Source organism: Peribacillus sp. NPDC055009 (assembly GCF_053608705.1).
Genome location: NZ_JBSGVZ010000011.1, coordinates 119,897 through 143,957, shown reverse-complemented (window position 1 = coordinate 143,957; position 24,061 = coordinate 119,897). Strand labels below are relative to the sequence as shown.

General features: G+C 42.1%; 28 protein-coding genes. 15 read left to right on the top strand and 13 right to left on the bottom strand.

Features of this window, described 5'->3' with window-relative positions:
- Window positions 1–35: 35 nt before the first annotated feature.
- The 3 genes from ACWF5P_RS17465 (at window position 36) to ACWF5P_RS17455 (ending at window position 3,243) form a co-directional block, all read left to right on the top strand.
- Window positions 36–1,517: an o-succinylbenzoate--CoA ligase gene (locus ACWF5P_RS17465; protein ID WP_452445109.1), complete on the top strand. Its 1,482-nt coding sequence runs from the start codon at window positions 36–38 to the stop codon at window positions 1,515–1,517.
- Window positions 1,514–2,617: an o-succinylbenzoate synthase gene (gene menC / locus ACWF5P_RS17460; protein ID WP_452445108.1), complete on the top strand. Its 1,104-nt coding sequence runs from the start codon at window positions 1,514–1,516 to the stop codon at window positions 2,615–2,617. Before ACWF5P_RS17465 ends, menC begins: the two co-directional genes overlap by 4 nt.
- 476 nt (window positions 2,618–3,093) lie before the next feature.
- Window positions 3,094–3,243 carry a hypothetical protein gene (locus ACWF5P_RS17455; protein ID WP_230178513.1) on the top strand — a complete coding sequence of 50 codons (150 nt, stop codon included), beginning with the start codon at window positions 3,094–3,096 and terminating at the stop codon, window positions 3,241–3,243.
- A gap of 48 nt (window positions 3,244–3,291) precedes the next feature.
- On the opposite strand, the gene ACWF5P_RS17450 is transcribed toward ACWF5P_RS17455, so the two are convergent.
- Both ACWF5P_RS17450 and ACWF5P_RS17445 read right to left on the bottom strand, forming a co-directional pair.
- A complete protein-coding gene (locus ACWF5P_RS17450) occupies window positions 3,292–3,987 on the bottom strand; it encodes a response regulator (protein WP_452445107.1) in 696 nt (231 codons plus the stop codon).
- Window positions 3,980–5,590 (bottom strand): ATP-binding protein, encoded by a 1,611-nt coding sequence (locus ACWF5P_RS17445; protein ID WP_452445106.1) that lies wholly within the window; start codon window positions 5,588–5,590, stop codon window positions 3,980–3,982. Before ACWF5P_RS17445 ends, ACWF5P_RS17450 begins: the two co-directional genes overlap by 8 nt.
- A 140-nt stretch (window positions 5,591–5,730) precedes the next feature.
- Here ACWF5P_RS17445 and ACWF5P_RS17440 point away from each other — a divergent pair, with 140 nt between their 5' ends.
- Window positions 5,731–6,795 carry a DctP family TRAP transporter solute-binding subunit gene (locus tag ACWF5P_RS17440; protein ID WP_434167976.1) on the top strand — a complete coding sequence of 355 codons (1,065 nt, stop codon included), beginning with the start codon at window positions 5,731–5,733 and terminating at the stop codon, window positions 6,793–6,795.
- A 58-nt stretch (window positions 6,796–6,853) separates the two neighbouring features.
- Here the strand turns inward: ACWF5P_RS17440 and ACWF5P_RS17435 are convergent, their stop codons facing one another.
- The 3 genes from ACWF5P_RS17435 to yidD form a co-directional block, all read right to left on the bottom strand.
- Window positions 6,854–7,210 (bottom strand): hypothetical protein, encoded by a 357-nt coding sequence (locus ACWF5P_RS17435; RefSeq protein ID WP_434167975.1) that lies wholly within the window; start codon window positions 7,208–7,210, stop codon window positions 6,854–6,856.
- 206 nt (window positions 7,211–7,416) lie between these two features.
- Window positions 7,417–8,367, bottom strand: coding sequence for a metal ABC transporter solute-binding protein, Zn/Mn family (locus ACWF5P_RS17430; protein ID WP_434167974.1), 951 nt, complete (start codon window positions 8,365–8,367; stop codon window positions 7,417–7,419).
- A gap of 121 nt (window positions 8,368–8,488) precedes the next feature.
- Window positions 8,489–8,728, bottom strand: coding sequence for a membrane protein insertion efficiency factor YidD (gene yidD / locus ACWF5P_RS17425; protein ID WP_101225578.1), 240 nt, complete (start codon window positions 8,726–8,728; stop codon window positions 8,489–8,491).
- 191 nt (window positions 8,729–8,919) lie between these two features.
- On the opposite strand from yidD, the gene ACWF5P_RS17420 reads away from it, so the two are divergent.
- Window positions 8,920–9,393, top strand: coding sequence for an S-ribosylhomocysteine lyase (locus tag ACWF5P_RS17420; protein ID WP_034310515.1), 474 nt, complete (start codon window positions 8,920–8,922; stop codon window positions 9,391–9,393).
- A gap of 36 nt (window positions 9,394–9,429) precedes the next feature.
- Here the strand turns inward: ACWF5P_RS17420 and ytzI are convergent, their stop codons facing one another.
- Window positions 9,430–9,585 carry a YtzI protein gene (ytzI, locus tag ACWF5P_RS17415; protein WP_101225577.1) on the bottom strand — a complete coding sequence of 52 codons (156 nt, stop codon included), beginning with the start codon at window positions 9,583–9,585 and terminating at the stop codon, window positions 9,430–9,432.
- Window positions 9,586–9,709: 124 nt separating this feature from the next.
- Here ytzI and ACWF5P_RS17410 point away from each other — a divergent pair, with 124 nt between their 5' ends.
- Window positions 9,710–10,150, top strand: a complete 441-nt coding sequence (locus tag ACWF5P_RS17410; protein ID WP_137023247.1) for a Dps family protein — start codon at window positions 9,710–9,712, stop codon at window positions 10,148–10,150.
- Window positions 10,151–10,246: 96 nt separating this feature from the next.
- Here the strand turns inward: ACWF5P_RS17410 and ACWF5P_RS17405 are convergent, their stop codons facing one another.
- Window positions 10,247–10,513, bottom strand: a complete 267-nt coding sequence (locus ACWF5P_RS17405; RefSeq protein WP_370020242.1) for a DUF6154 family protein — start codon at window positions 10,511–10,513, stop codon at window positions 10,247–10,249.
- A gap of 229 nt (window positions 10,514–10,742) precedes the next feature.
- On the opposite strand from ACWF5P_RS17405, the gene ACWF5P_RS17400 reads away from it, so the two are divergent.
- Both ACWF5P_RS17400 and ytkD read left to right on the top strand, forming a co-directional pair.
- Entirely contained in the window at window positions 10,743–11,093 is a 351-nt protein-coding gene (locus ACWF5P_RS17400) for a hydrolase (protein ID WP_397315920.1), read from the top strand.
- 105 nt (window positions 11,094–11,198) lie between these two features.
- Window positions 11,199–11,669 (top strand): RNA deprotection pyrophosphohydrolase, encoded by a 471-nt coding sequence (gene ytkD / locus ACWF5P_RS17395; protein ID WP_434167973.1) that lies wholly within the window; start codon window positions 11,199–11,201, stop codon window positions 11,667–11,669.
- 197 nt (window positions 11,670–11,866) lie between these two features.
- Here ytkD and ACWF5P_RS17390 read toward each other — a convergent pair whose 3' ends face one another.
- The 3 genes from ACWF5P_RS17390 to ACWF5P_RS17380 are packed head-to-tail and all read right to left on the bottom strand — an operon-like array spanning window position 11,867 to window position 14,447.
- Complete coding sequence (locus tag ACWF5P_RS17390) at window positions 11,867–12,658, bottom strand: ABC transporter permease (protein ID WP_230178500.1); 792 nt, start codon at window positions 12,656–12,658, stop codon at window positions 11,867–11,869.
- Entirely contained in the window at window positions 12,648–13,418 is a 771-nt protein-coding gene (locus tag ACWF5P_RS17385; protein ID WP_434167972.1) for an ATP-binding cassette domain-containing protein, read from the bottom strand. Before ACWF5P_RS17385 ends, ACWF5P_RS17390 begins: the two co-directional genes overlap by 11 nt.
- Before the next feature lie 27 nt (window positions 13,419–13,445).
- On the bottom strand, window positions 13,446–14,447 hold the full coding sequence (locus ACWF5P_RS17380) for an ABC transporter substrate-binding protein (protein ID WP_434167971.1): 1,002 nt from the start codon (window positions 14,445–14,447) through the stop codon (window positions 13,446–13,448).
- Between the two features lie 135 nt (window positions 14,448–14,582).
- Here ACWF5P_RS17380 and ACWF5P_RS17375 point away from each other — a divergent pair, with 135 nt between their 5' ends.
- Both ACWF5P_RS17375 and ACWF5P_RS17370 read left to right on the top strand, forming a co-directional pair.
- Window positions 14,583–15,371: a prolyl oligopeptidase family serine peptidase gene (locus ACWF5P_RS17375; RefSeq protein ID WP_434167970.1), complete on the top strand. Its 789-nt coding sequence runs from the start codon at window positions 14,583–14,585 to the stop codon at window positions 15,369–15,371.
- Window positions 15,372–15,421: 50 nt separating this feature from the next.
- Window positions 15,422–15,664, top strand: a complete 243-nt coding sequence (locus ACWF5P_RS17370) for a DUF2584 domain-containing protein (RefSeq protein WP_101225571.1) — start codon at window positions 15,422–15,424, stop codon at window positions 15,662–15,664.
- A gap of 119 nt (window positions 15,665–15,783) precedes the next feature.
- Here ACWF5P_RS17370 and ACWF5P_RS17365 read toward each other — a convergent pair whose 3' ends face one another.
- Window positions 15,784–15,996: a hypothetical protein gene (locus tag ACWF5P_RS17365; protein ID WP_434167969.1), complete on the bottom strand. Its 213-nt coding sequence runs from the start codon at window positions 15,994–15,996 to the stop codon at window positions 15,784–15,786.
- Window positions 15,997–16,275: 279 nt separating this feature from the next.
- Between ACWF5P_RS17365 and ACWF5P_RS17360 the strand changes: the two genes are divergently transcribed.
- Window positions 16,276–16,731 carry a DUF523 domain-containing protein gene (locus ACWF5P_RS17360; protein ID WP_434169736.1) on the top strand — a complete coding sequence of 152 codons (456 nt, stop codon included), beginning with the start codon at window positions 16,276–16,278 and terminating at the stop codon, window positions 16,729–16,731.
- A 38-nt stretch (window positions 16,732–16,769) separates the two neighbouring features.
- A complete protein-coding gene (locus tag ACWF5P_RS17355; protein ID WP_260359142.1) occupies window positions 16,770–17,540 on the top strand; it encodes a sulfite exporter TauE/SafE family protein in 771 nt (256 codons plus the stop codon).
- Window positions 17,541–17,612: 72 nt separating this feature from the next.
- Here ACWF5P_RS17355 and ACWF5P_RS17350 read toward each other — a convergent pair whose 3' ends face one another.
- On the bottom strand, window positions 17,613–18,020 hold the full coding sequence (locus ACWF5P_RS17350; RefSeq protein ID WP_101225568.1) for a VOC family protein: 408 nt from the start codon (window positions 18,018–18,020) through the stop codon (window positions 17,613–17,615).
- Window positions 18,021–18,293: 273 nt separating this feature from the next.
- A complete protein-coding gene (gene wecB, locus ACWF5P_RS17345) occupies window positions 18,294–19,430 on the bottom strand; it encodes a non-hydrolyzing UDP-N-acetylglucosamine 2-epimerase (protein WP_232783029.1) in 1,137 nt (378 codons plus the stop codon).
- A gap of 195 nt (window positions 19,431–19,625) precedes the next feature.
- Between wecB and ACWF5P_RS17340 the strand changes: the two genes are divergently transcribed.
- The 3 genes from ACWF5P_RS17340 to ACWF5P_RS17330 are packed head-to-tail and all read left to right on the top strand — an operon-like array spanning window position 19,626 to window position 23,514.
- Entirely contained in the window at window positions 19,626–20,831 is a 1,206-nt protein-coding gene (locus ACWF5P_RS17340; RefSeq protein WP_434167968.1) for a glycosyltransferase, read from the top strand.
- A gap of 23 nt (window positions 20,832–20,854) precedes the next feature.
- A complete protein-coding gene (locus ACWF5P_RS17335) occupies window positions 20,855–22,171 on the top strand; it encodes a glycosyltransferase (protein ID WP_434167967.1) in 1,317 nt (438 codons plus the stop codon).
- A gap of 41 nt (window positions 22,172–22,212) precedes the next feature.
- The gene (locus tag ACWF5P_RS17330; protein WP_101225564.1) at window positions 22,213–23,514 is read left to right on the top strand and encodes a nucleotide sugar dehydrogenase; all 1,302 of its coding nucleotides are present in this window, start codon (window positions 22,213–22,215) and stop codon (window positions 23,512–23,514) included.
- Window positions 23,515–24,061 lie beyond the last annotated feature (547 nt).

Sequence of the window (24,061 nt, the reverse complement as noted above, 5' to 3'; positions counted from 1 at the left end):
GTTTTCTATATCAAAATGGAAGAGGGTAAGCAGCAATGGCAGAAGAAAAGTTGCCGAACTGGCTGAAAAATCGGGCGCATCTTTCACCTGGGCGCCCGGCAATTGAGTTTGAAGGTCATACGTATAGCTTTCTTGAACTGCATACATTATCGGAGAAGATGGCTGGTAAGCTGGCAAGCATTGGTCTGGGCTCCGGTGATTCATGCGCGGTTTTGCTCCGTAACCATATTGATGGTGTTGTCGTTATCCATGCACTATTTTATCTCGGTGTGAAGATTGTGATGCTGAATAATAAGTTAACGGCAAAAGAGCTGTCTTGGCAGATCGAGGATAGTGGGACTGCCTATTTGGTTTCAGAAGGTGCCTTCTCCGACAAACTTTCTGATATTGGTGAGATTCTCCCGGAATTGAACCTTCATTTAATGGAGGAATTGCCGAATGAAGGCACGGCGGAAATACTTCAAGAGTTTTACCTTGAGGATACCGCTACGATCATGTATACATCAGGTACTACAGGAAATCCAAAGGGTGTGATCCAAACATTCGGTAACCATTGGTGGAGTGCAGTAGGGTCGGTTCTGAACCTTGGATTGCATGAGGAGGATTCTTGGTATTGTGCGGTTCCGATCTTTCATATTAGCGGTTTATCCATTCTGATGAAAAATGTGATTTATGGCATGAAAGTCGTTTTGGCGGAACGATTCGATGAACGGGAGGCGAACCGGAGCATTAAGGAAAATGGCGTGACGATCGTATCGGTCGTGACGGCGATGCTGAATAGGATGGTTCAGGATTTGAATGGAACAAGCTATCCAAAAACCTTTCGTTGTTTCCTGTTGGGCGGCGGCCCTGCACCCGTCCATTTACTTGAAGCCTGTAAGGAGAAAGGGATTCCCGTCTATCAATCATATGGGATGACCGAAACGTCTTCACAGATTGTGACGCTGGCACCGGAGTATAGCATGTCAAAAATCGGATCAGCTGGGAAGCCTTTGTTTCCTTCGCAGTTACGGATAGAGAAAGACGGCACTATGTGTGAACCGGGTGTAGTGGGTGAAATCGTGGTTTCAGGTCCGAATGTCACGAAAGGTTATTTTAATCGAATGGACGCTACACAGCAAGCGATTACCGATGGATGGCTTTATACCGGGGATCTTGGTTATCTTGATGAGGAAGGCTTTTTATATGTGCTTGACCGACGTTCGGATTTAATCATCTCCGGCGGTGAAAATGTCTATCCGGCCGAGATTGAAAACGTCCTCAGTATGCATCCTAATGTTTTCGAAGCGGGAGTGACGGGGACTGACGATGAAAAGTGGGGGCAGGTCCCGCTTGCTTTTGTCGTCTTGCATAAAGGAGCAGAGCTTGATGAGAGCGAACTGCTGGAATATTGCAGGGGATATTTAGCATCCTATAAGATTCCCAGGAACGTGATTTTTTGTAAGGAGCTTCCCCGTAATGGCGCAAGCAAGCTTCTGAGACGGGAACTGAAGAAGGAAATGGGGGAAGGGAAATGAAGTTATCCTCCATTTCCCTAAAGCTCATTAAGGCCCCTTTAAAACGGCCATTCAAGACGCATCTCGAAACGGTAAGCGATCGGGAAGTGATAATTGTAGAAGCCATGGATAAGGATGGGGTGATTGGATACGGTGAAGCTGTCCCTTTTACAAGTCCTTGGTATACCGAGGAAACGATCAAAACATGCTTTCATATATTGGATGGCTTCTTAATTCCGTTGACATTGGCCAATCAGATCAAGCATCCTGATGAGCTGCCGAACTTATGGAGCGGAATCCGGCGGAATGCGATGGCGAAGTCAGCTTTAGAGCAGGCAATCCTCGATTTATATGCGAAGCAGAAAGGAGTCTACCTCGGACGGCTGTTTGGCGGCGAACGAAGTGAAGTGGCCGCTGGTGTAGTCGTTGCATCCAATGATATTGAAGATGCGATGCGCCAGATCGAGGATTTTTCCGGATCTGGTTACCAGCGTTATAAAATAAAAATCAATCCTCAAAATGATCTGGAGTTTTTAGCGGAAATCCGTCGGGCCTATCCTCATATCCCGCTCATGGCAGATGCCAATTCAGCGTACACTCTTGATGACATCACACACCTTCAGAAGCTTGATGCGTTTAAGCTGATGATGATTGAACAGCCGCTGGGACATGACGACATTGTCGAACATTCATTTTTGCAGAAACAGCTGCAGACACCCATTTGCCTTGATGAAAGCATAAATTCATTTCATGATGCCAAAAGTGCGCTGACGCTCCAGAGCTGTGGAGTGATCAACATTAAGATGGCTAAAGTCGGCGGCTGGATGGAAGCTGTAAGAATCCATGATTTATGCCTGGGAAATGATGTGCCAGTTTGGTGCGGCGGTATGATTGAATTTGGCATTTCACGTGCACATAATATTGCACTTGCCACATTAAAAGGATTCACGATTCCCGGGGATATATCATCTTCATCCCGTTATTGGGATGAAGATATAATATATCCTGAAGTACTTGTCGAAAATGGCATGATCCAAGTTCCCGATAAAGCTGGAATCGGTTTTGCCATCAATGAAAAGCGGCTAAAGGAATTGACTACATATAGTAAGTTGTACAAGTGAAAACATCAAAGGAGGTGCATTGCCACCTCTTTTGACCAAATATTGATAATCCTTTAACTCCTCTCACTCCCCCTGTCTATATAACTCACCCAAATAAAATTTCCTTGGACGGAAACCCCACCCTTTTGGAAAATGATTTTAATAGGATACTAACAAATCAATTCATTGTTTTTCCTGTTAAAACTCTTACTAAATTGAAGAAATTTGCGACACTTCTGCCGAATAACTGGCTAGCCAAGATTACGCTGGATGCTTGATTCGATGAGGCTTGGCAGACAGTCGGCGGAAAGGGAACGAATGACTGAAATCAACCAGGAACTTTTTTTATTGTCCAGATTTTAGAAAAATCAGATAAACTGGCCGGATAGATCATAATTTTTTTGGAAAATGGGGCTTTGTCTATTTTTTCTTTACTGGATTATTTTGTATAATGAAATTAAAAGAATAGCAACCAAGGGTAAGGGAGGGGAGAGTGTATGAAGAAAAAACCGTACCTTATTGCGGAGATTCTTCTAAGAAGGGGCATGCCTGACTATGTCATAAAAGAAGTGACATCTTTGGAAGAGTGCGAGCTGTTTCTTTTGAAGAGAAAGTGGGGCCTATATGACCGGAAGACAGGTGCGTAAAGAATAAAAGTAAAAAGGGAACCATTTCAAGCCGGTCCCCATGCGTTTTTAAGGTTTTTGAAGCCGGTACCTATTGACTGGACGGCCTATGCTGCCATATTGTACGTCAAGCTGAAGGACTTCTTCGCCATGCAAGTATTCAAGATAGCGCCTAGCTGTAACTCTGGCGATTCCAATTCCATCAGCCACTTCTTCTGCAGATAGTGACCCAGGCTGGGTTTTTATGAACTTCGTCACTTGCTCAAGAGTCGCGCCATTCAATCCTTTCGGAACATCATATTTCGGACTCGCTTCAGAATGTGTCTTATTTTGAAAGAGGATTCGGTCGAGCTGATTTTGGGAAATTTGATGATCAGGTTCAACCTCCATCCGAAAAGCATAGTATTGTTCCAGCGTATGTTTTAGCCTATCGAATTTAAATGGCTTGATTAAATAGTCAAAAGCCCCGTTCTGTATCATTTTTCGAATCGTTTTCTGATCATTTGCCGCTGAAATGATGATGACATCCACATCCATTTGCTCTTTTCTAATTTGATAAAGTGTATCAACCCCGTTTAAAGATGGCATGAAGATGTCCAAAATGACAAGGTCGGGTTTAGACTGCCTGATTTTTTCCAGACCTTCAAGCCCATTTGAAGCTGTATCAACGACTTTAAAGGCAGGCAGGCGCTCGATGAACTGTTTGTTGACCTCTTGGACCATTGGGTCATCTTCAATTAAAAGTACACGAATTTCGTTAGTCATTTCGGTTCTCCTCTATATCATGTATCGGAAAAGAAAGAAAAAAGCTTGTTCCCTCATTAGGGCGTGTCGTGAATTTCATTTCGCCGTTCGCTTTTTTTACAATTTGGTCTATTAGATAAAGACCAATTCCTGATCCTTCTGCACCTTTTGTTGTAAAACCATACTCGAATATATCTTTATGAATGTCCTCGGGAATGCCGGGTCCATTATCCTCAAGCACGATTTGACAATGACGTTCATCCTGGTAGATGGATAGATAAACCTGTTTTATTTCCTCTGAACAATGCTTTAGCGCTGCGAATGAGTTTTCGATCAGGTTTCCGATTATCAAAACAAAATCGTGATGATCCAAACCAGCGGGGAAGCGGTCCAATTTTGTGTGTTTGTCCATGATGAGCTCGATCCCGAGTTCCCGTCCCAAGGAGATCTTACTTAATATCAGCCCCACTAAATTATCATCGTGAATGTGCTTCGTTAAAAACCTGGTCAATTCCTCTTGTTCTTCCGTGATTTGAAAAATGTAATGCAGCGCTTCGTCAAGATTACCTAGCTGGATCAACCCTGCTATCGTATGAAGTTTGTTCATATGTTCATGGTTTTGAACGCGCAGGGCTTCAACGAATGCTTTGACACTAGTCAACTCTTCAGCTAGCTTCGTCACATCGGTGCGATCCTGGAAAATGGCCACGGCACCAATCGTTTTATCCGCAATCTTTATCGGTACCCGGTTGCTTACAATATTCCTGTTTTGAACGGAGATTTCCTGATTGAAGATGGGAGATGTCCGATCGAGCACTTCCGGGAGACGGGTATCGTGTATGATATCATTGATATTCTTGCCTATGACCGCACCGTCGATCTTGAATATCTGCTTAGCCTTTTCATTGAAAATCGTGATGGCCTGATTATTATCTATGGCGATGACCCCTTCATGCATGGCATTGAAAGCGGCTGTCCTTTCAACCAACATCCTTGAAATTTCATGGGGTTCCAGTTGGAAGGTTTCTTTTTTTATCCTTTTTGCCATGAGCCATGAGCCGCAAACACCGAATAGAAGGGTAAGAACCAGGATAATCGCGATTTCGCCTTTCAGGTCCTTGATTAATTCCGGTATGGTAGGCAAGATATTCCCGACCAGCACGACGCCGATTTGTTCTCTATCTTCATCGAGGATCGGGACAAAGGCGCGGACGGTAATGCCAAGTTCGCCAGCAGCCTTTGAAAGGTATTCATGTTCAGCGAACGCAGCGCTTTCATCACTGCTGTTAGATGGGGTCCCCAATTGACTGAACACCGGGTGGGAATAGCGTATATGCTGATTGTTGAGTACAACTATATAATCCGCTTGATGGATTTTCCTTAAGTTTTCAATAATCGGATTAAGCTGCGTCCATCCTTCAGGCTCACGGACCAATTTCTGTACTTCAGGGAGTTCGGCAATGGTATGGGCTGTGATCATGGATCGTTTGCCGATTTCATCTTCCCTGACCGAAACGATATTTCCGAATATAAAAATCCCGCCTATTAGTATCGAAAAAGCGACGATTACGAATGATAGCAGGGTGATTTTAATTTGAATGGGCATATGAAAGGATTTATCCATTGGTTTTCCTCCATTACTTCTATACTTAATAGTAACAGAATTTCTATCACTTTTCGCTATTTTTCGCGCAGTGTATTACGACAGCAAAAAGCTGTGATAGAATAGTGATAATGTGAAGTGAGCGGTGAGGAGTTGTCGGTATGCGTGCATTATGGGGGTACTTCTTATTAATTGGCTTGGGGCTGTTGATAGCCGTGTATATATCATTTCAATCGTTCTTTACAAGCTTCGGGTTCAATTTGCCGAAGGATGAGGAGCAGGTCGGGATGAAGGATCAAATCGTGATTAAGTTCAGTCATGTCGTTGCCGAAAATACACCTAAAGGGCTAGCTGCGAACCGATTTGCCCAACTTGTCGATGAATATACAGACCATCGTGTCAAAATAGAAGTTTATCCTAATCAGTCATTATATAGTGATGAGGAAGAAATCGAAGCATTACAAGAAAACAAGGTGCAGATGATTGCACCGACTGCATCTAAAATTACGAGCATATCAAAGAAATGGATGCTATTGGACCTCCCTTACGTCTTTCCAACGGATGCGGCCTTGCAGGAAGCGTTGAATGGGGAAGTGGGGGAAGAGCTGCTTGAGCAGCTGAATATCATCGATATCGAAGGACTCGCATTTTGGTCGAATAACTATAAACAGATTACAAGCAGTAAACCGATACGGCATCCAAGTGATTTTGCAGGAAAGAATTTCAGAATCATGCCAAGTGCAGTCCTGGAAAGCCAATTCAAGCATTTTGGGGCGACAACTTCTGTCCTGGAGTTTAATGAAACGTTCAAAAGCCTTGAAATCAAAGAAACGGACAGCCAGGAAAATACGATTTCGAATATCTATTCCAAGAAATTATATGAGGTGCAAAAATATTTAACGATCAGTGATCATGGCTATTTAGGGTATGTAGTCATGATAAACGAGCAGTTTTGGAACAAACTCCCGTTGGATATTCAGCAGCAAATCCAACGGGCGATGGATGATACAACGAAATGGCTATGGATCAAATCAAATGAATTGAATCAGGAACAGCTAAGGGAAATCCAGCAAAAATCGAATATCGACATCTATACACTGTCAGATGAAGAAAAGAAAGAATGGATGGATGAGATGACCGTCATCTATCCGGAATTCGAATCCACGATTGGAACCGAATTGATGACGAAAATGGAAAAGATCCGTGAGAAGTATTTAAAGGAATAACTAACGTAAGGGAATCCCATTGAAGGGGTTCCCTTCTTTTTTATCGTTTCCGATAGAATTACTCATCTGGATTTTGTAAAAACTCAATCATCTCTTCATAATCATATGTTTTTAATACCAAACCATTTTCATCAAACACGATGAATGCGGGTTCTTTCTTTAATTCAAGTTTTGGATATTGCTCATTCAATGACTTGTAAGATGCTTCATTTGTAATTGGGCCCACATTGGTTATATTACTCTCTTCTAGTAAATCAAATGTAATTTCTTTCCCAACGGCTTGGAGCGAATACGTATGACCCTCACTTGGCAAAAGATTCGGATGAATTCTAGCGTAATCATCTTTTTCATCCGTGCAAGCAACTAGCATCGATAGGAGTAGAAACGTTAAACTTCCATTTATGATCTTTTTCATATTTTCTCCTCTCTAAGCTCGCATTAAAATATTCCATAAATTGTAATAATTATAGCTTATCATAGGTTGGTTAAGAACAGGAAGCTATCATGCTTTGCCAGGAACCGAAACTTCAACACAAATAAGCTGACAAAATGAAAAAGAACTGTTTAGAGTACCGAGGTACAAAAAAGAAGCGGATCCAAAGGGATCCGCTTCTTTCTCGTCTATTGCAAGGCAGTTTGCAGTGTCTTGATGTTTTTTTCCATTAAACTGAAGTAATCTTCGCCAGCTTCGATATCTTTATCCGTCAACACGGAAAGGTTATGGAGCTCGAGTGATTTCGCTCCCATTTCCTTTTGGATGATTTCGGTAAGTTTAGAACTGATATTCTGCTCAAAGATGACGTAGTTCAAGTCTTCTTCTTCAGCCATGGTTACGATTTTCCCCAGTTCCTTTTGAGAAGGTTCGTTTGAAGTCGTTAGTCCTGTGACGCCAATTTGTTCCAACCCGTAGCGCTCCTCCCAATAACCATATGCAGAATGGGAAACGATGATCTTATTGGTACGGCCCGACTCGATCGTCGTCGCGAATTTTTCATCAAGTGCCTCAAGCTTTTCGGAAAGCTCATTGAAATGGCTGTTGAAATATTCTTCCTGTTCCGGCATTTTTTTCGTTAATTCGTCCTTGATGGTTTTAGCCATGTCAATGGAATAGACGGGATCTAACCACAAATGAGGATTAACGCCCCCGTGGTCATGGCCGTCTTCTTCATGAGCATGTTCCTCTTCATGTTCATGCTCCTCTTCATCAAGATGAACCGTTTCGCCTACCGCAATTGTGCTGACGCCTTCTTTGCTTAGAATTGGTTCAGCCTTGGTTACAAAGCCTTCAAGATTATAGCCAATATAGAAAAACAGGTCTGATTCAGCCATCTTTACAATATCTTTTTGAGAGGGTTCGAATGAGTGTTCATCCGTTCCTGGAGGATAAACCGTCTCGACATTCACGTATTCCCCGCCAATGGCCTCAGTGAAGTATTGTAAAGGGTAAACCGTCGTATATATATCCAAGGCATCCTTGTTTTCCTCTTTACTCGATTCTCCCTTTGAGTTGCCGCAGGCTGAAAGAAATACCGCAGTAACAAGGAAAAGCGAGAGCAATGCTCGAATTTTCATATGAAATGCTCCTTTATAATTCGTATTGATTACGATTTGAATTTTATGTGGTAAAAACGAAATGATTACGATTTGACTTCTGTATGATACAAAAGATTGCAAAAGAAAGCAAGGGTTTTTTCTATTGGTCCTCACTTTTTTCTTTTTTTTCGGGAACAAGGTCAATGCCGCCTGGATGAAACGGATGACATTTAAGAATCCGGATGAGTGATAACCAGCTTCCTTTTATAGGTCCGAAACGATTGATCGCTTCCAAACCATAATGGGAACAAGTTGGATAAAAACGACAGGTGGGCGGTTTTAATGGAGAAAGAGCAACTTGGTAAAAACGGATGATTCCCATTAATATTTTTTTCAACACGATGCTTTCATCTCTTTTCGAGTAAATTGACTACCCTCAATTATAGCATATTTTCTAAATTTCCAATAAGGGTAAAAAAGGAATAAGCATATTGGTAATCCGATTGATATAATGAGAATTAATTTTAAAGGATGAAATATATTGTTATTCAAGGTAAAATAGAGATGACATACAATTAAGGAGTGAATTAAATGCCTTCAGTTGAAAGCTTTGAATTAGATCATAACGCTGTTAAAGCCCCATATGTTAGACATTGCGGTGTCCATAAGGTAGGAACAGACGGTGTTGTTAATAAATTTGATATCCGTTTTTGTCAGCCAAATAAACAAGCGATGAAGCCGGATACGATCCATACTCTGGAACACTTGCTTGCATTCAATATCCGTAAGCATTCCGAGCGCTTCGATCACTTTGATATCATCGACATTTCGCCAATGGGATGTCAAACAGGATATTACCTTGTGGTCAGCGGCGAGCCGACAGTGACGGAAATCATCGATGTTCTTGAAGATACTTTCAAGGATGCTGTTACAATTACTGAAATTCCTGCTGCAAACGAAAAACAATGCGGCCAAGCAAAATTGCATGATCTTGAAGGAGCTAAGAAATTAATGAATTTCTGGCTTGCACAAGATAAAGAAGATCTTCATAAAGTTTTCGGTTAATAAAAAAGTTCCTGTCCTTTGTGACAGGAACTTTTTTCATTTTTCGGGTTCTTCTTTTTTTCCCTCATCCTCTGGCAAAGGTTCGACCGGATCCACTGTATGCTTGTAGCTATAACCTTTTCCGATTGTTAAGACCGATAATGCCAATACAATCAGAATCACAATAATGGAGATAACTAAAACCGTAATCATACTTTACAGCTCCTAACGTTCACAATTTAGATTCATTTTAGCATAAGAACCGAGTCAGATAATGTTTCAATTTTAGAATAGAGGGAATTATAAAGGTATAACCAACTTACGGAGGTAGATATTTATGGCTCAGAAAAAATTAGGAACTTTAGTGAATAAGGAAATTGCAAACTTCAGTGTTCTTTATACGAAAATTCATAATTACCACTGGTTCGTGAATGGACCGCACTTCTTTGAACTTCACCAAAAACTGGAAGAATTATACAAAGAAGTGACATCCAACTATGACGAATTGGCCGAAAGACTATTGGCCATTGGTGAAAAGCCGGTTGCTACCCTTAAAGAGTACATGGAATTAACGACGATCGAAGAAGCGACAGGAAATGAAAATACAGAAGATATGGTTCAAAGCGTCATCAGTGATTTTGAGAAGCTCTCCGAAGAGTTCTTGGAAATCATCGAAGTTGCCGAACAAGAAGATCCGGTTACGGCTGATATGCTGACAGGCATGAAGAAAAGCTTAAACAAACATGCTTGGATGCTGCGTGCGTATTTAGGACAATAAGATTTAGGAAAAGCCCTGCTTCGGTAGGGCTTTTTTTTTGGTTAAAACAATAAAAAAGGCATCCATCAAAAGAGGGACACCTGACATGGTATGTATTTAATGAATATTCCTAGGCGGAAAATGTGTAGGTTTCGTGTCGCTCATACTATTTTGAGCGAACTTCCCTTTTAACGTTTCAATAATGTAAAGGCCCATCAAATTGGTCAGTTCTTGATCATCCATCTCTTGAAGCAATTCGAAAATTTCCTTGCGGTCAAGCTGTTCCAGAACCGCAAAAGTAAGCATATCAATATCTTCTTCATCACCAGTCATCTTATCACGGTACATATTGTATAATTCTTCAATTAACTTCAAAACTTTCACCTCACATTTATTAGAAATCCGTTATCTCTTTATATGTAGGTTATCAAAAAAAACTCTGGGTGCATATAAAAATCTTAAGGGATGCTTGGGCTTATTATATGTTTTACCCTTTGAAAGATACTTTAATCTATTATTTAACATCTTTGTTCTTCTGTAAACAAAATTTTCCATTGTATGAAGTGGGGAAATACGTGAAAAATAAGCGTAGTAGGATATATGGAAAGGGTGGATGGATGTGTCTGAAAACAGGAAAAAATATTACATTTGGCTTCCAAATGGGCAGATAACACAAGATAAGGAAAGTTCTCCATGGAATTTCGAGATAGAGGCGACAGATAATGAAATCATAAAATTACGTGAATTATTTGATTATAACTATTCAGTAGGGGAAGAAAATTTTTACCGGGCACATGTCCCATACCTTCAATATCATTTTGACCGTGAAAATGATAAACAGGATATAACACTCCAAAAAATTTATGAGATGATTTATGCCCTGGGTACTGAAGAAGGAAGAAGGCATATAGAAAGCATGGGGATTTTACAGGCAAAACCAACAGACGATGGCCTCGAATATTGAGGGGCCATCGTTTTTTGATGGGTTCTTGCTGGATAGTAGTTTTTTTTACCCATATAATGAATGAAGGGGCATAGCATTATTTCTTATACGGAGAGAAGGGGAAAAATGAAACGTTTTCTTGATAAGAACGGATATAAAGTCGAATTCTCCGAGAATCCTGTCTTTGGAGAATCTTGGCATGTTTTTGTACTCAGCAGATATAAGGGCAGGTGGGTATTGACCAAACACAGAGAACGGGGATTGGAGTTCCCTGGAGGTAAACGGGAAGCAGGGGAATCGATTGAAGAAACAGCCATACGTGAAGTGTATGAAGAAACAGGAGGCTTGGTGGGCCAGCTGCAATTTTTGGGACAATATAAGGTACATCATCCAGTCAAGCCATTTGTTAAATCGATATACTTTGCTGCATTGCGTGGGTTAGAAAAGAAACAAAATTACCTCGAAACGGACGGCCCGGTCTTTTTGGAAGCATTGCCGGATGTACTCGGTGAGGAGTTTAGCTTCATCATGAAAGATGAAATTGTACCGTTGAGCCTATCAAGATTGGGTGAAGGCAATTTGCTGAGAAACGATTGAATCGCCGGAATTCACGAGTAAAACGCCGAAATTCAAGAGTAAAAGCCTTATTCACGAGTAAATCGCGGAAACATACGAGTAAATGACCGAAACTCACGAGTAAAGCCTTATCACGAGTAAAACATCCGAAACTCAACTAAATTCATTTTTCACCTCAAGCATGAATGAAAAACTGCCGAGGTTTATCGGCAGTTTGGTTAGTCTTTGATTAATTTTCTCTCGAGCAGTTCTACTAGTTGATACATGATTGTGGCAAATACGGCAATGATCATTAAGGAAAGCATTACGAGGGTGAAGTTGAAGACTTGAAAGCCATAAATGATTAGGTAGCCGAGTCCTTTGGCTGAAACAAGGAATTCCCCTACGATGACGCCGACCCAGGAGAGGCCGACATTCACTTTCAATGTTGAGATGATCGTTGGGAAGGAGGCGGGTAATATGGCTTCCCGAAAAGCTTGTGTTCTTGTGGCGCCAAAAGTTTGGAGCACCTTCAGGTAGTTCGGGTCCACTTCGCGAAATGCGGTGTAGACGACGATGGTGGTGATGATGATGGAGATGATCGCCCCCATCGAGATGATGGATGGAAAGCCAGGGCCGAATGCTACGATGATGATGGGGCCGAGTGCCACTTTCGGCATGGCATTTAAAATGACGAGATAGGGGTCAAGAGTTTTGGATAATCTTGGCGACCACCATAGCAGGGATGCCAGGATCGTTCCAAGCAGTGTCCCTATGATAAAGCCGAGAACTGTCTCGAATAGGGTCACTCCGGAATGGGATAGAAGTGTTCCATCACCCAATTTCTGTATGAAAAGATGCCACACTTTAGTTGGGGAGCTGAAGATGAGCGGGTCGATCACTTCCATTCTGGATAAAAGTTCCCAACTGCTGAAAAAAACGATGAAAATCAGGATCTGATAAAAGCGAATGAGCCTGTTTTCTTTTTTTAATGAGGTTTTATATTGGTTATGAAGCTGTTCAATATTCAAGGCTCTCAAGCTCCTTCCAGATCGTTTGGAATAGCGTCGGATACTGTGGATGGTTGCGTGCATGGAAAGGTGAGAGTTCCCGCAGTTCATCGGGCACCTTGAAGGTTTTGTGCACGCTTCCCGGGTTCGCAGAAAACAGATAGATGCGGTCACTCATTGCAATGGCTTCACCGATATCATGGGTGACGAGCACAGCTGTCTTTCCGAAGGATTTAAGAGTTTCAAAAACAAGGTCTTCCAGCTTCAACTTCGTTTGGTAATCAAGAGCCGAAAACGGTTCATCAAGCAAAAGGATTTTTGGGTCGACCGCAAGTGTCCGTGCCAGTGCAGCCCTTTGCCTCATTCCTCCAGAGAGTTCGCGCGGATATAATTTTCCTGTGCCTCCCAATCCAACGTCACTTAAAAGTTTCAGCGTTTTTATTCTCTCAAGTCCTTCATCCTTTTTAATCAGTTTCAATCCTAATAATATATTTTCTTCAATTGTCTTCCATGGAAATAGATAATCCTGCTGCAGCATATAGCCGATTGAAAGGTCACTGTTGGCTTTCAGCGGTTTGTTTTCGAGCAGGATCTTTCCTGCAGTGGGCGGAAATAGCCCGGCGATGATGGAAAGCAGGGTGGTTTTTCCGCAGCCGCTCGGACCTAGAAAAGAGACGAATTCACCTTTTTCAATGTCGAGGGAAATGTCCGCTAGTGCGGTCGCTGCCGTCTGATTTGAAAAATAAGTATGGTGAATGTCTTGGATTTTTAAAAAGCTCATCTGACATCCTCCTTACCTTTAGCTATGCTATTTTGTAACTTCTTCAGCAAAATCTGTATTGACCAGCTCTTCATGGCTTATGCGTGAAGGCAGCTCGCCTGCTTCATCCATGATGTTTTGCAGATTGTTCCATTCTTTTTCATCAAGAATGGGGTCGGTGGCAAAGGATCCTTGTTCTTTGTAGCGGTTGATAACTGTTTCCATCGTCTCGATATTGGTATCTTCAAAATACGGCTGAATGACATCGGCAATTTCGGCAGCATCATTTTCCTGAACCCAATCCTGAGCTTTCTTCAATGCCCTCGTGAATTTTTCGACAGTCTCTTTGTCTTCTTTCAAATAGCTTTCCTTAGCCATATAAACTGTATAGGGAAGATGCCCGGACTCGGTGCCGAAAGACGCGACGATATAGCCTTTTCCTTCTTTTTCAAAAACACTGGCCGTTGGTTCGAACAGTTGAACAAAATCGCCGGTTCCTGAAGCGAAGGCAGTTGCGACGTTCGCAAAATCAATGTTCTGGATGAGGTTCAAATCTTTTTTCGGGTCTATGTTATGTTTTTTCAATACGAACTCGCCGGCCATTTGCGGCATCCCGCCTTTTCGCTGGCCGAGGAATGTAGAGTTTTTCAGCATATCCCAATTGAAGTTGTCAATTTTTTCACGTGAAACAAGAAACGTTCCATCCGTCTGTGTTAATTGAGCGAAGTTGATGACGGGGTCGTTCGAGCCTTGTGCCTGAACGTAAATCGATGTTTCAGAGCCAACGAGAGCAATATCCGCCCCATCGGACAGAAGCGTGGTCATCGTCTTGTCGCCGCCTGCCGTCGTTTTCAAATCAATGCTGAGGCCCTCATCTTTAAAAAAACCTTTTTCAATCGCTACATATTGCGGTGTATAGAAAAGGGAGCGGGTTACTTCGGCAACCCTGACCTTCGTTGTTTCCTGTTCTTTGTTGCCGCATGCGCCAAGAGGGATCACCAGCACGCACAGAAGTAAAAATACGACACCTGCTTTACACCATTTTTTCAAAATTCCTTCCTCCTTGATATATAGGTATTTTGCCTACATTATCGTATGAACGGAAGAAAAAAATGTGAATGCCTCTCAGGGGATAAAAACAAGCGGATGTTTTACAATAAGAATAAAGAGAAAGGAGAGTGGAAATTGGAGAACGGAACGATTATTTCAAAGCAGCGGTTTCCATCACCGCATCCACGAATCCATCTTTATTCAGTTACGTACATATCACAAGGCCTGAAGGTAAAAGGGTTGCTGGCTGAACCGGTTGATGGCGAAATACATGACGCCTTCTTATATTTACGCGGCGGGATTAAAAATGTCGGCAAGGTGAGGCCTGCAAGGATCGTGCAGTATGCTGTAGAAGGTTTCATCGTTTTTGCTCCTTTTTACCGTGGAAATCAAGGCGGGGAGGGAGATGAGGATTTTGGTGGCGAAGATCGATTCGATGCGATATCAGGATTCAATCTTCTTGAACAGCACCCCCGAGTGAACAAGGATCACATTCATATCCTCGGATTTTCCCGCGGAGGCATCATGGCCCTTTGGACTGGGATATACTGCAGGAATGCTGCGTCGATCGTCACATGGGGAGGTGTGTCGGATATGTTTTTAACATATGTCGAACGGGTCGATATGCGTCGGATGATGAAGCGTGTCATCGGCGGAACACCTAAAAAATGCCCCGATCAATATGAATACCGTACTCCATTGTTTGTGATTGAAGATTTGAATGTACCCGTCCTGATCATACATGGTGAAAAAGATGACAATGTCGCCATAGACCACGCGTACCGGCTGGAAAAAAGGTTGAAAATGCATGACAAAGAGGTCGAAAGCTGGTATTTCCCTCAATTCACGCATTACTTCCCGCCTGCCGTGAACAGAAAAGTAGTCGAAGATTTAACATCTTGGATGAAAAGTAAAACCGAATAATGATAGAATGAAGGATATACTAAGTATATTGGCAAGAGGAGGAGATACACATGGGCATGCCTATGGAGCTAAATACCATGATCGTGACAAAAGGGAACGAAACCCGTGAAGAAGAAAACATTTTTCGGCTGTCGAAAGCTGGATACAGGTTATACCCTATCGATATTCCAATCGATGTCCGTAAAACCATTCAATCTGACTCAAGCGGAACAGCCGTTATCCAAAAAATTGAATGGACCAGTGAAAAGACCATCATTACGTATCAACTACTATCACTGAACTCAACTAACTAAATAGACAAGCGCTTGCCGGGAATCGTCTTCGCTGCAAGCGCTTTTTTTGATTGTGTGGCAGAATTCGACCAGATGTGCGAAAAATTCAGGCTGTAAACCAACAATTCGACCATACACACTCATAAATCGACCCACGCACCAACAAAATCGACCGTAACCGCATATAAATCGACCCACGCACCAATAGATTCGACCGTAACCGCATATAAATCGACCCACGCACCAATAGATTCGACCGTAACCGCATATAAATCGACCCACGCACCAATAGATTCGACTGTAACCGCATATAATTCGACCCACACACCAATAGATTCGACGTACACACTCATAAATCGACCCACGCACCAACAATTCGACCGTACACGCCCATAAATCGACCCACGCACCAACAATTCGACCATACACGCCTATAAATCGATTCACGCATCAACAAAATCGACCGTAATCGCTTAAAATTCACCCCACGCACCAATAGATTTGCCCGTAACCGCCCATAAATCGACCCACGCATCAACAAATTGACCGTAACCGCTCATCATTCGACCTCTGCACCAATAATCCAACCTACGTGGTAAAATGGTGGAAAGCGCATGAGGTGGGGTGATTTGATGATTTTGGTGAGTGCTTGTTTGGCGGGGCTTGAGGTAAGATACAATGGTACACATAGCCTGGATGATGGAATTATGGAATTAATGAGGGAGAAAAAGGCTATAGCGGTTTGTCCTGAGTTGCTTGGCGGTTTTTCGACACCGAGGGAGCCTGCTGAGATAGTCGGCGGTGAAGGTGGCGATGTCCTTGATGGAAAAGCGAAGATCATCGAAAAGTCGGGCCGGGATGTAACGGAATTGTACATAAAGGGAGCGAATCTTACGTTATTGAAAGCCCAGGAGGTAGGGGCAACGTTAGTCATTTTAAAAGAAAATAGTCCATCCTGTGGGAGTGCCACGATTTATAATGGGGAATTCAAGGGGGAGAAGAAGGTCGGGAATGGAGTGACCGCGGCTTTGCTTAGACGGCATGGATTCACTGTCATTTCAGAGGAAGGGTTAAATGAAAAAGAGTAATGGCATTTTAGATAGTGCTTTTGAAAGAAGGGGAATACATGGAGGATATTAATCTCTATACTTTGTTATTTTTAGTACTTGCGGGTTTTATTGCCGCATTCATCGATTCCGTCGTGGGCGGGGGCGGTTTAATTTCCATTCCGGCTTTATTGTTCACGGGGATTTCGCCTTCAGCGGCACTTGCCACTAACAAGCTGGCGGGTACCATGGGATCTTTAACGAGTACGATTTCATTCATTCGGGCTGGAAAAGTGGATTTCAAATTCGTTATCAAGCTGTTTCCGATTACTGTGATTGGAGCGGCGTTAGGAGCATACGTTGTACATTTCGTTTCCGCAGAGATACTGAAGCCCCTCATTTTGATTTTATTGATCGTTGTTGCGATTTATACGTTAGTAAAAAAGGATTGGGGTAAAGATGCAAAGTATAAAGGGCTGACAAGGAAGAAAATGATTCTTTTAATAGTCATAATATTTGCGATTGGTTTTTATGATGGTTTTCTAGGACCAGGCACAGGTTCCTTTTTATTATTTTCACTTTTGATCATTGGGTTTGATTTTGTCCAGGCTGCCGGGAATGCAAGAATATTGAATTTTGGAAGCAATATTGCCGCACTTATCATTTTTTTATCTATGGGGACCGTCAATTTTGCCTATGGAATTCCGATGGGTCTTGCAATGGTCGCAGGAGCACTGGTAGGAACGAACTTCGCAATTAAAAAAGGTGCTTCCTATGTACGTATATTATTTATTTGCGTCACGATTTTATTGATTGGAAAAAATGTCCTTAATTATTTTCATGTATTTTGATGCATCGTTTCCGTGAATGATTCTATTAAAAATGGCCGGGGATACAAATCGTATTTTCGGCCATTTTTACATTCATTTTGTGAAATTCAAGTCCCAGTGAATGCCGAATTTATCCTTGACCTTACCATACTTAGCTCCCCAAAAGGTATCTTGCAGTTCCATTAAGGATAATCCTTGTTCACACATAACCTCATATAAATGCTGGATTTCCGAGTCGCTTTCACATTCGAGGACCAATGCTACATTATTCCCGGCATCAAAGGGATTGCCTGGAAAAGTATCGGATACCATGATCAACATATCGCCTTTTTTGATTTTTGCATGCAGAACAAGTTCATTCGCTTCTTCAGGTGTTGGGAAATCAGCTTCACCGTAGGTTTGCATATCGGTAATCTCTGCTTGAAATACTTCTGCATAAAAGGCTAATGCGTCTTTTGCTTGTCCATCGAAGATTAAATAGGGGGTAACTTGATTTTTCATACTAATCCTCCTGTTTCATGTCATGACTATCAATTCGACAGGGAGATCTTATCCTCCTTTATATTCACGGGGGCTTAGCTGCATTTTCGATTGTGAGTCATGTTCATTTCCTCATCCAAAAAATTAAAATCAAATTTTCTTGTCAAAACAAGCTTCGCAGATGTAACTTCCTTCATTTTTTTAATATGCTTTTTAATCTGGAGCGAATCCACCTAGTAATGAAAAAATCCTGCCGCTTACGTGACAGGATTTTTTCATTACTATATTTTTCTTTCATAATGGAAGGGGGGACTTCATTCCGCAATGTTTCAATAGGATTTCAACTATGCGTTGTGAAGCGAATCCATCTCCATATGGGTTGGAGGCTGTCGCCATTTTTTTATAGGTTTCTTCATTTGTAAGTAAGTTTGTGGCTAATTCATAAATTCGTTCTTCCTCAATTCCAGCCAATAAAAGGGTACCAGCATCGATTCCTTCCGGACGTTCTGTTGTATCGCGTAACACAAGGACAGGAACACCAAGTGAGGGAGCTTCTTCTTGCACACCTCCGGAATCTGTCAATATTAGATGGGCATGCGCCGCAAAATTATGAAAATCAAGCACCTCAAGCGGCTCTATTAAGTGAAGTCTTTGTGTTTCACCAAAAATCCGGTAAGCAATTTCACGGACTACTGGGTTTTTATGAAGCGGGAAAACTACTTGGATATCCTTGTGATCTTCAAGCAGCCGTTTGACGGAACGGAATATTTCTTCCATTGGTTTTCCGATATTTTCTCGTCTGTGCGCTGTCATCAATAACATGCGATCCCCATTCAAACCAGATAGAATCGGATGTTCATAATCTTTCCGTACTGTTGTTTTCAACGCATCGATTGCCGTATTTCCAGTAATATGAATACAATCACTCTTTTTATTTTCCAAAATTAGATTCTCTGCCGCCTGATTTGTTGGCGCAAAGTGCAAATCAGCCAGGACACCTGTCAGCTGCCTATTCATTTCTTCAGGATATGGAGAATACTTATTACCAGTCCGGAGACCAGCTTCAACGTGACCAATCTGTATCTTATTATAGAAAGCGGCCAAGCTTGCAATGAAAGTTGTTGTTGTATCCCCATGTACGAGGACGATATCCGGTTTTATATCTTTCATGAGAGAACTCAATTTTTCAAGCCCTCGAGTTGTAATCTCTTCTAATGTTTGTCTATCCTTCATCATATCCAAATCGTGATCTGGCTTTATTTTAAAACATTGCAAGACTTGGTCGAGCATTTCCCTATGCTGGGCGGTGACCACCACGATGGTTTCTATTTCTTCTGGATGCTTTTTCAGTTCCAAAACGACTGGTGCCATTTTGATAGCCTCTGGTCTTGTACCAAATACGGTCATGACCTTAATACGTTGTTTAGGCATGCTCATTTCCTCCCCTTCTGAATGTCTCCCCCATTATAACGGGAAGTTCATGGGAAATATAAAAATGAAACAATAATTAACAGAATTTTTACAATATTAATAGGGACTTTATATTTCTTTAACCTCCAGTTAATATCTGGCATTTACAATATAAAGCAGGAAGTAAGCAAAGCAGAATAGAGGTGATAGGCGAATATGAAAAGCGTCCTGATGATCGTGCAAAACTTTTATCCGGAAATCGGAAGTGCGGGAAATAGAATGAAAAATATATATCTCCATTTGAAAAGAAACGGATTTGAGGTAACGGTCATCACATTGAAGCCGAGTTATCCTAATCAAAGTTTATATCAAGATACAAAGTTTTGGGATGAAGAAAGCATTGAAGAAGATGTCATCAGGATTAAACCGGAAAAAGTGAAGAGGTATACAAGCAATATGGGGAAGCGGTTGCTTCATTATCTTGAAGCGATGTGGCTTTTCATTTATACAATCATCCGTCTCGAAAAAAAATATGATTACGTGTTTGCCACGACTCCGCCAATCTTCCCGACACTGGCGGCGTTGATCGCCAAGAAAAAGATGAAGGCGAAACTCATTACCGATGTCAGGGATTTATGGCCGGAATCGTTGATAGGAGTAGGAGTATTTAATAATAAGTGGGTTTTGAAAATCGCTTTCTTCCTGGAAAGGAAGCTATATCGGCTTTCAGATTTCATTATCATCAATAGTCCTGGTTTCAGGGATTATATCGTTGCAAAGGGAGTCAAGGAAGAGGCCATCCAATACATCCCCAATTCGCTTACTGCGGATGAGCTGACGTTAAAGAACTTGCTTACACCTGTATCGGAAAAGGTAATCAAAGTCGTTTATGCGGGGAATATCGGACTGGCCCAGGACTTGAAAAAACTGATAGCCGTAGCTGAAAAGCTAAAGGAACATAAACAAATCGAGTTCTCGATGATTGGATATGGATATCGGATATCCGAAGTGGAGAAGGAGATAAGCTCTAGAGGGCTGACAAATATTAAGATGATTAATGCGATGAATCGAAGAGTGACTCTTCATGAAGTTTCAACGTCCCATATTGCCTATGTGAGCTTGGTTGAAAAAGAAGTCTTCAATAAGGTGCTGCCTGGTAAAATCATCGATTATATGTGTGTCGGAATACCCATTGTCGGTGATGTGGACGGCAGAGCCAAGAAGATGCTATCAGAGGCGAAATGCGGGTTGGTGGCAGAGAGCAGAAATGTTGATGAAATCTGTCAGCATATCTTGACCATGGCCTCAGATCCAGCCCTTCGTGAAGAACTGGGGGAAAACGGTCATCGGTATGCTAAACAACATTTTCAATGGTCTAAAAATATTAAAGGTCTCATCAATGTGATGGAAGCGTCAGGCTGAAAAATCCGGAAGTGGAGGACAACATGGCGAAGAATGTATGTATGTTCGTGTGGAATCACTTTACAAACGATGCGAGGGTTCTAAGAGAATGCACAGCACTTACTGAAGCGGGTTATGAAGTCGATTTAATTGCCATTCATAACTGGAAAATCGAGGGTTTGCCCAAAAAGGAGAAACACGAAAATGGTTTCACTGTCACTAGGGTGAATAATCGCTGGGATGCGCTTCATAGGATTCTCAGGATCGTAGGCAAATTGAAGAAAAAGAAGTTTGAAATCGTTCTATTGGCCTTATTGGTCTGGAATACGTTGTGGAACTTGAACTTGATCAACGGCTGGTTGGGATCGGCAATACTGTTCGGCTCATTTGCACTCCTTGCGATGGGCACCCTGATGATCACTAAAACGAAGCTGCCGACACTATTAACGAGGAGCTACATTTTTGGTCAAATGATCTATCATGGCCGGAAAAGGAAATATGATTTTTATCATTCAAATGACTTGAATACGCTCATGCAGGGAACGATCAGCAGTAAATGGTTGAGAAGGAAAAAGCTGATTTATGACTCGCATGAAGTACAAACGAGCAGAACGGGATATAATAGCCGAATTTACGGGATGATGGAGAAATTCCTATTAATGTTCGTGGATGAAATGATTGCCGAAAACCATACGAGAGCTAAGTATAACGAAGACTTATATGGTCTGTATCCCAAAGTGGTCCATAACTACCCGATTCCAACCAATCCGGAGGAAAGTACGGCCGTGAATTTGCATGAACTGCTCGATTTGCCAGAGAATGAACCGATTTTGTTATACCAAGGCGGCGTTCAAATGGGAAGAGGGTTAGAGCAATTGGTTGATGCTGTACCGATGATTGAGGGCGGGACGGTAGTTTTTATCGGAGATGGAAGAATCAAGGATGATTTAATGAAAAAAGTAAGCGACATGAATCTGGAGCATCGTGTGAAGTTCTTACCGAAGGTTCCGGTCGACGAGCTGCTTCATTATACAAAAAATGCGTATTTAGGTTTTCAGATATTGAATAATGTCTGCTTTAATCACTACTCCGCTTCTTCAAATAAATTGTTTGAATACATGATGAGCGGTGTGCCTGTGGTTGCCTGCAGCTTTCCTGAAATTCAAAAGGTTGTCGATACGGAAAAAATCGGTGTATGTGTCGATTCACATGATCCAAAATCAATTGCCGAAGGCGTCAATTACTTATTGAAACATCCTGAAAAAAGGGCGGAAATGAGCAATAACTGCCTGAAGGCGCGGCAGAAATACAATTGGAAACAAGAGAAGGAAATCTTTATCGAAATCTATCAAACAGCCTAACAAATTTGAGTGTAGCAGAAAAATAGATAGGAGTGGTTTATATGAAACTTTGTACAATAGGACTTGGTTATATAGGACTTCCGACTTCTTTAATGTTTGCGAAACACGGTGTCGATGTTGTCGGCGTGGATATCCATCCTGAGATTATTTCCAATTTGAATAGCGGCAGGCTCCATATCGAAGAACCTGGATTGGAGGAGGTATTGCAAGAAGTGCTTAATTCCAATAAGTTCCGAGCTGCGTTAAGCCCGGAACAAGCGGATGTTTTCATTATCGCAGTTCCTACTCCAAATAAAAAGGACATGCATCAATCATGTGATTTAACTCATGTCATGGATGCAACCTCAAACATTCTTCCTTTTATCAAAAAAGGGAATGTCATCATTATTGAATCGACGATTGCGCCAAGAAGCATGGATGATCATATTAGACCGATGATCGAGAGGTCGGGCCTTACAATCGGAAAAGACATTTTCCTAGTTCATTGTCCGGAGCGTGTTTTACCTGGAAGGATCCTTGAAGAGTTGGTTCATAATAACCGTATCGTCGGGGGCATCACGGAAACATGCTCGTATAAAGGAAGTCTTGTTTATAAAACCTTCGTTCAAGGAGAAATCATTCAGACGGATGCGAAAACGGCTGAAATGTCCAAACTGATGGAAAACACCTTCAGGGATGTCAATATCGCCCTTGCGAATGAGCTGACGAAAATCTGTTTCGAGCTGGATATCAATGTTTTGGATGTCATATCGATGGCAAACAAACACCCTCGTGTAAATATTCACCAACCAGGACCAGGAGTTGGCGGCCATTGTTTAGCGGTCGATCCGTATTTCGTCGTTGCAAAGGCACCAGAGCAAGCGAGAATCATTAAATTGGCCCGCGATACCAACGTATCGATGCCTTATTATATCGTTAATTCCGTAAGGATGATGCTAGAGGGGATCCGGAAGCCAAAAGTAGCTGTTTTCGGTCTTGCATACAAAGGAAATGTAGATGATATTCGTGAAAGTCCCGCCATTGATGTCGTCAATATCTTGATGGGGATGGAAAACATGGATGTATCCTTGCATGACCCTCATGTCCAATCTGGAAAGATGCCAGTCGTATCAGTGGAAGACGCTGTAAACGATGCCGACTTGATACTTGTCCTGACCGACCATGATGAATTTAAACAAATGGATTATGATAATCTATCAAATCTCATGAGAAATAAATTGATTTTGGATACACGCAATTGCATTGATGCAACTAAAACAGATGTCCCGGTGGCCAATCTGGGCAATATATATCAATACAAAACGATGTCCATGAAAAAAGCCAGGAATAAAGCGATCATCTAAAAACTTGGACAAACATCGATATTGTAATAAGGATTAAGGGGCGCTGACTATGACAGTGCCCTTTTTGAATAGCATCATCTGGCAGGAAGAACGGAGGACAAAAAATCAATGAAGAAAAGGACCAAGCGAGAGCTTGGTCCTTTCACGTTTCAGTTTAAATTCGCCCCATTTCCGCCAAGCCCCCGCCAAACAATCTGGCGGGGGCTTGGCTAGCCATATATTAGGCCGTTGCCACCATTATTCGGCCTAAACCGTACTTATTGACCTAAGACGCCGTTATTGGACGTACAGGGCACATTATGCGGCCGTTCACCGCAGTAAATCGACCTACAGGGCACTAAATTCGACCGTTGTCGCAGAAAATCGACCTACAGGGCACTAAATTCGACCGTTGTCGCAGAAAATCGACCTACACGGTACTAAATTCGACCGTTGTCGCAGAAAATCGACCTACACGGCACTAAATTCGACCGTTCACCGCAGAAAATCGACCTACAGGGCACTAAATTCGACCGTTGTCGCAGAAAATCGACCTACAGGGCACTAT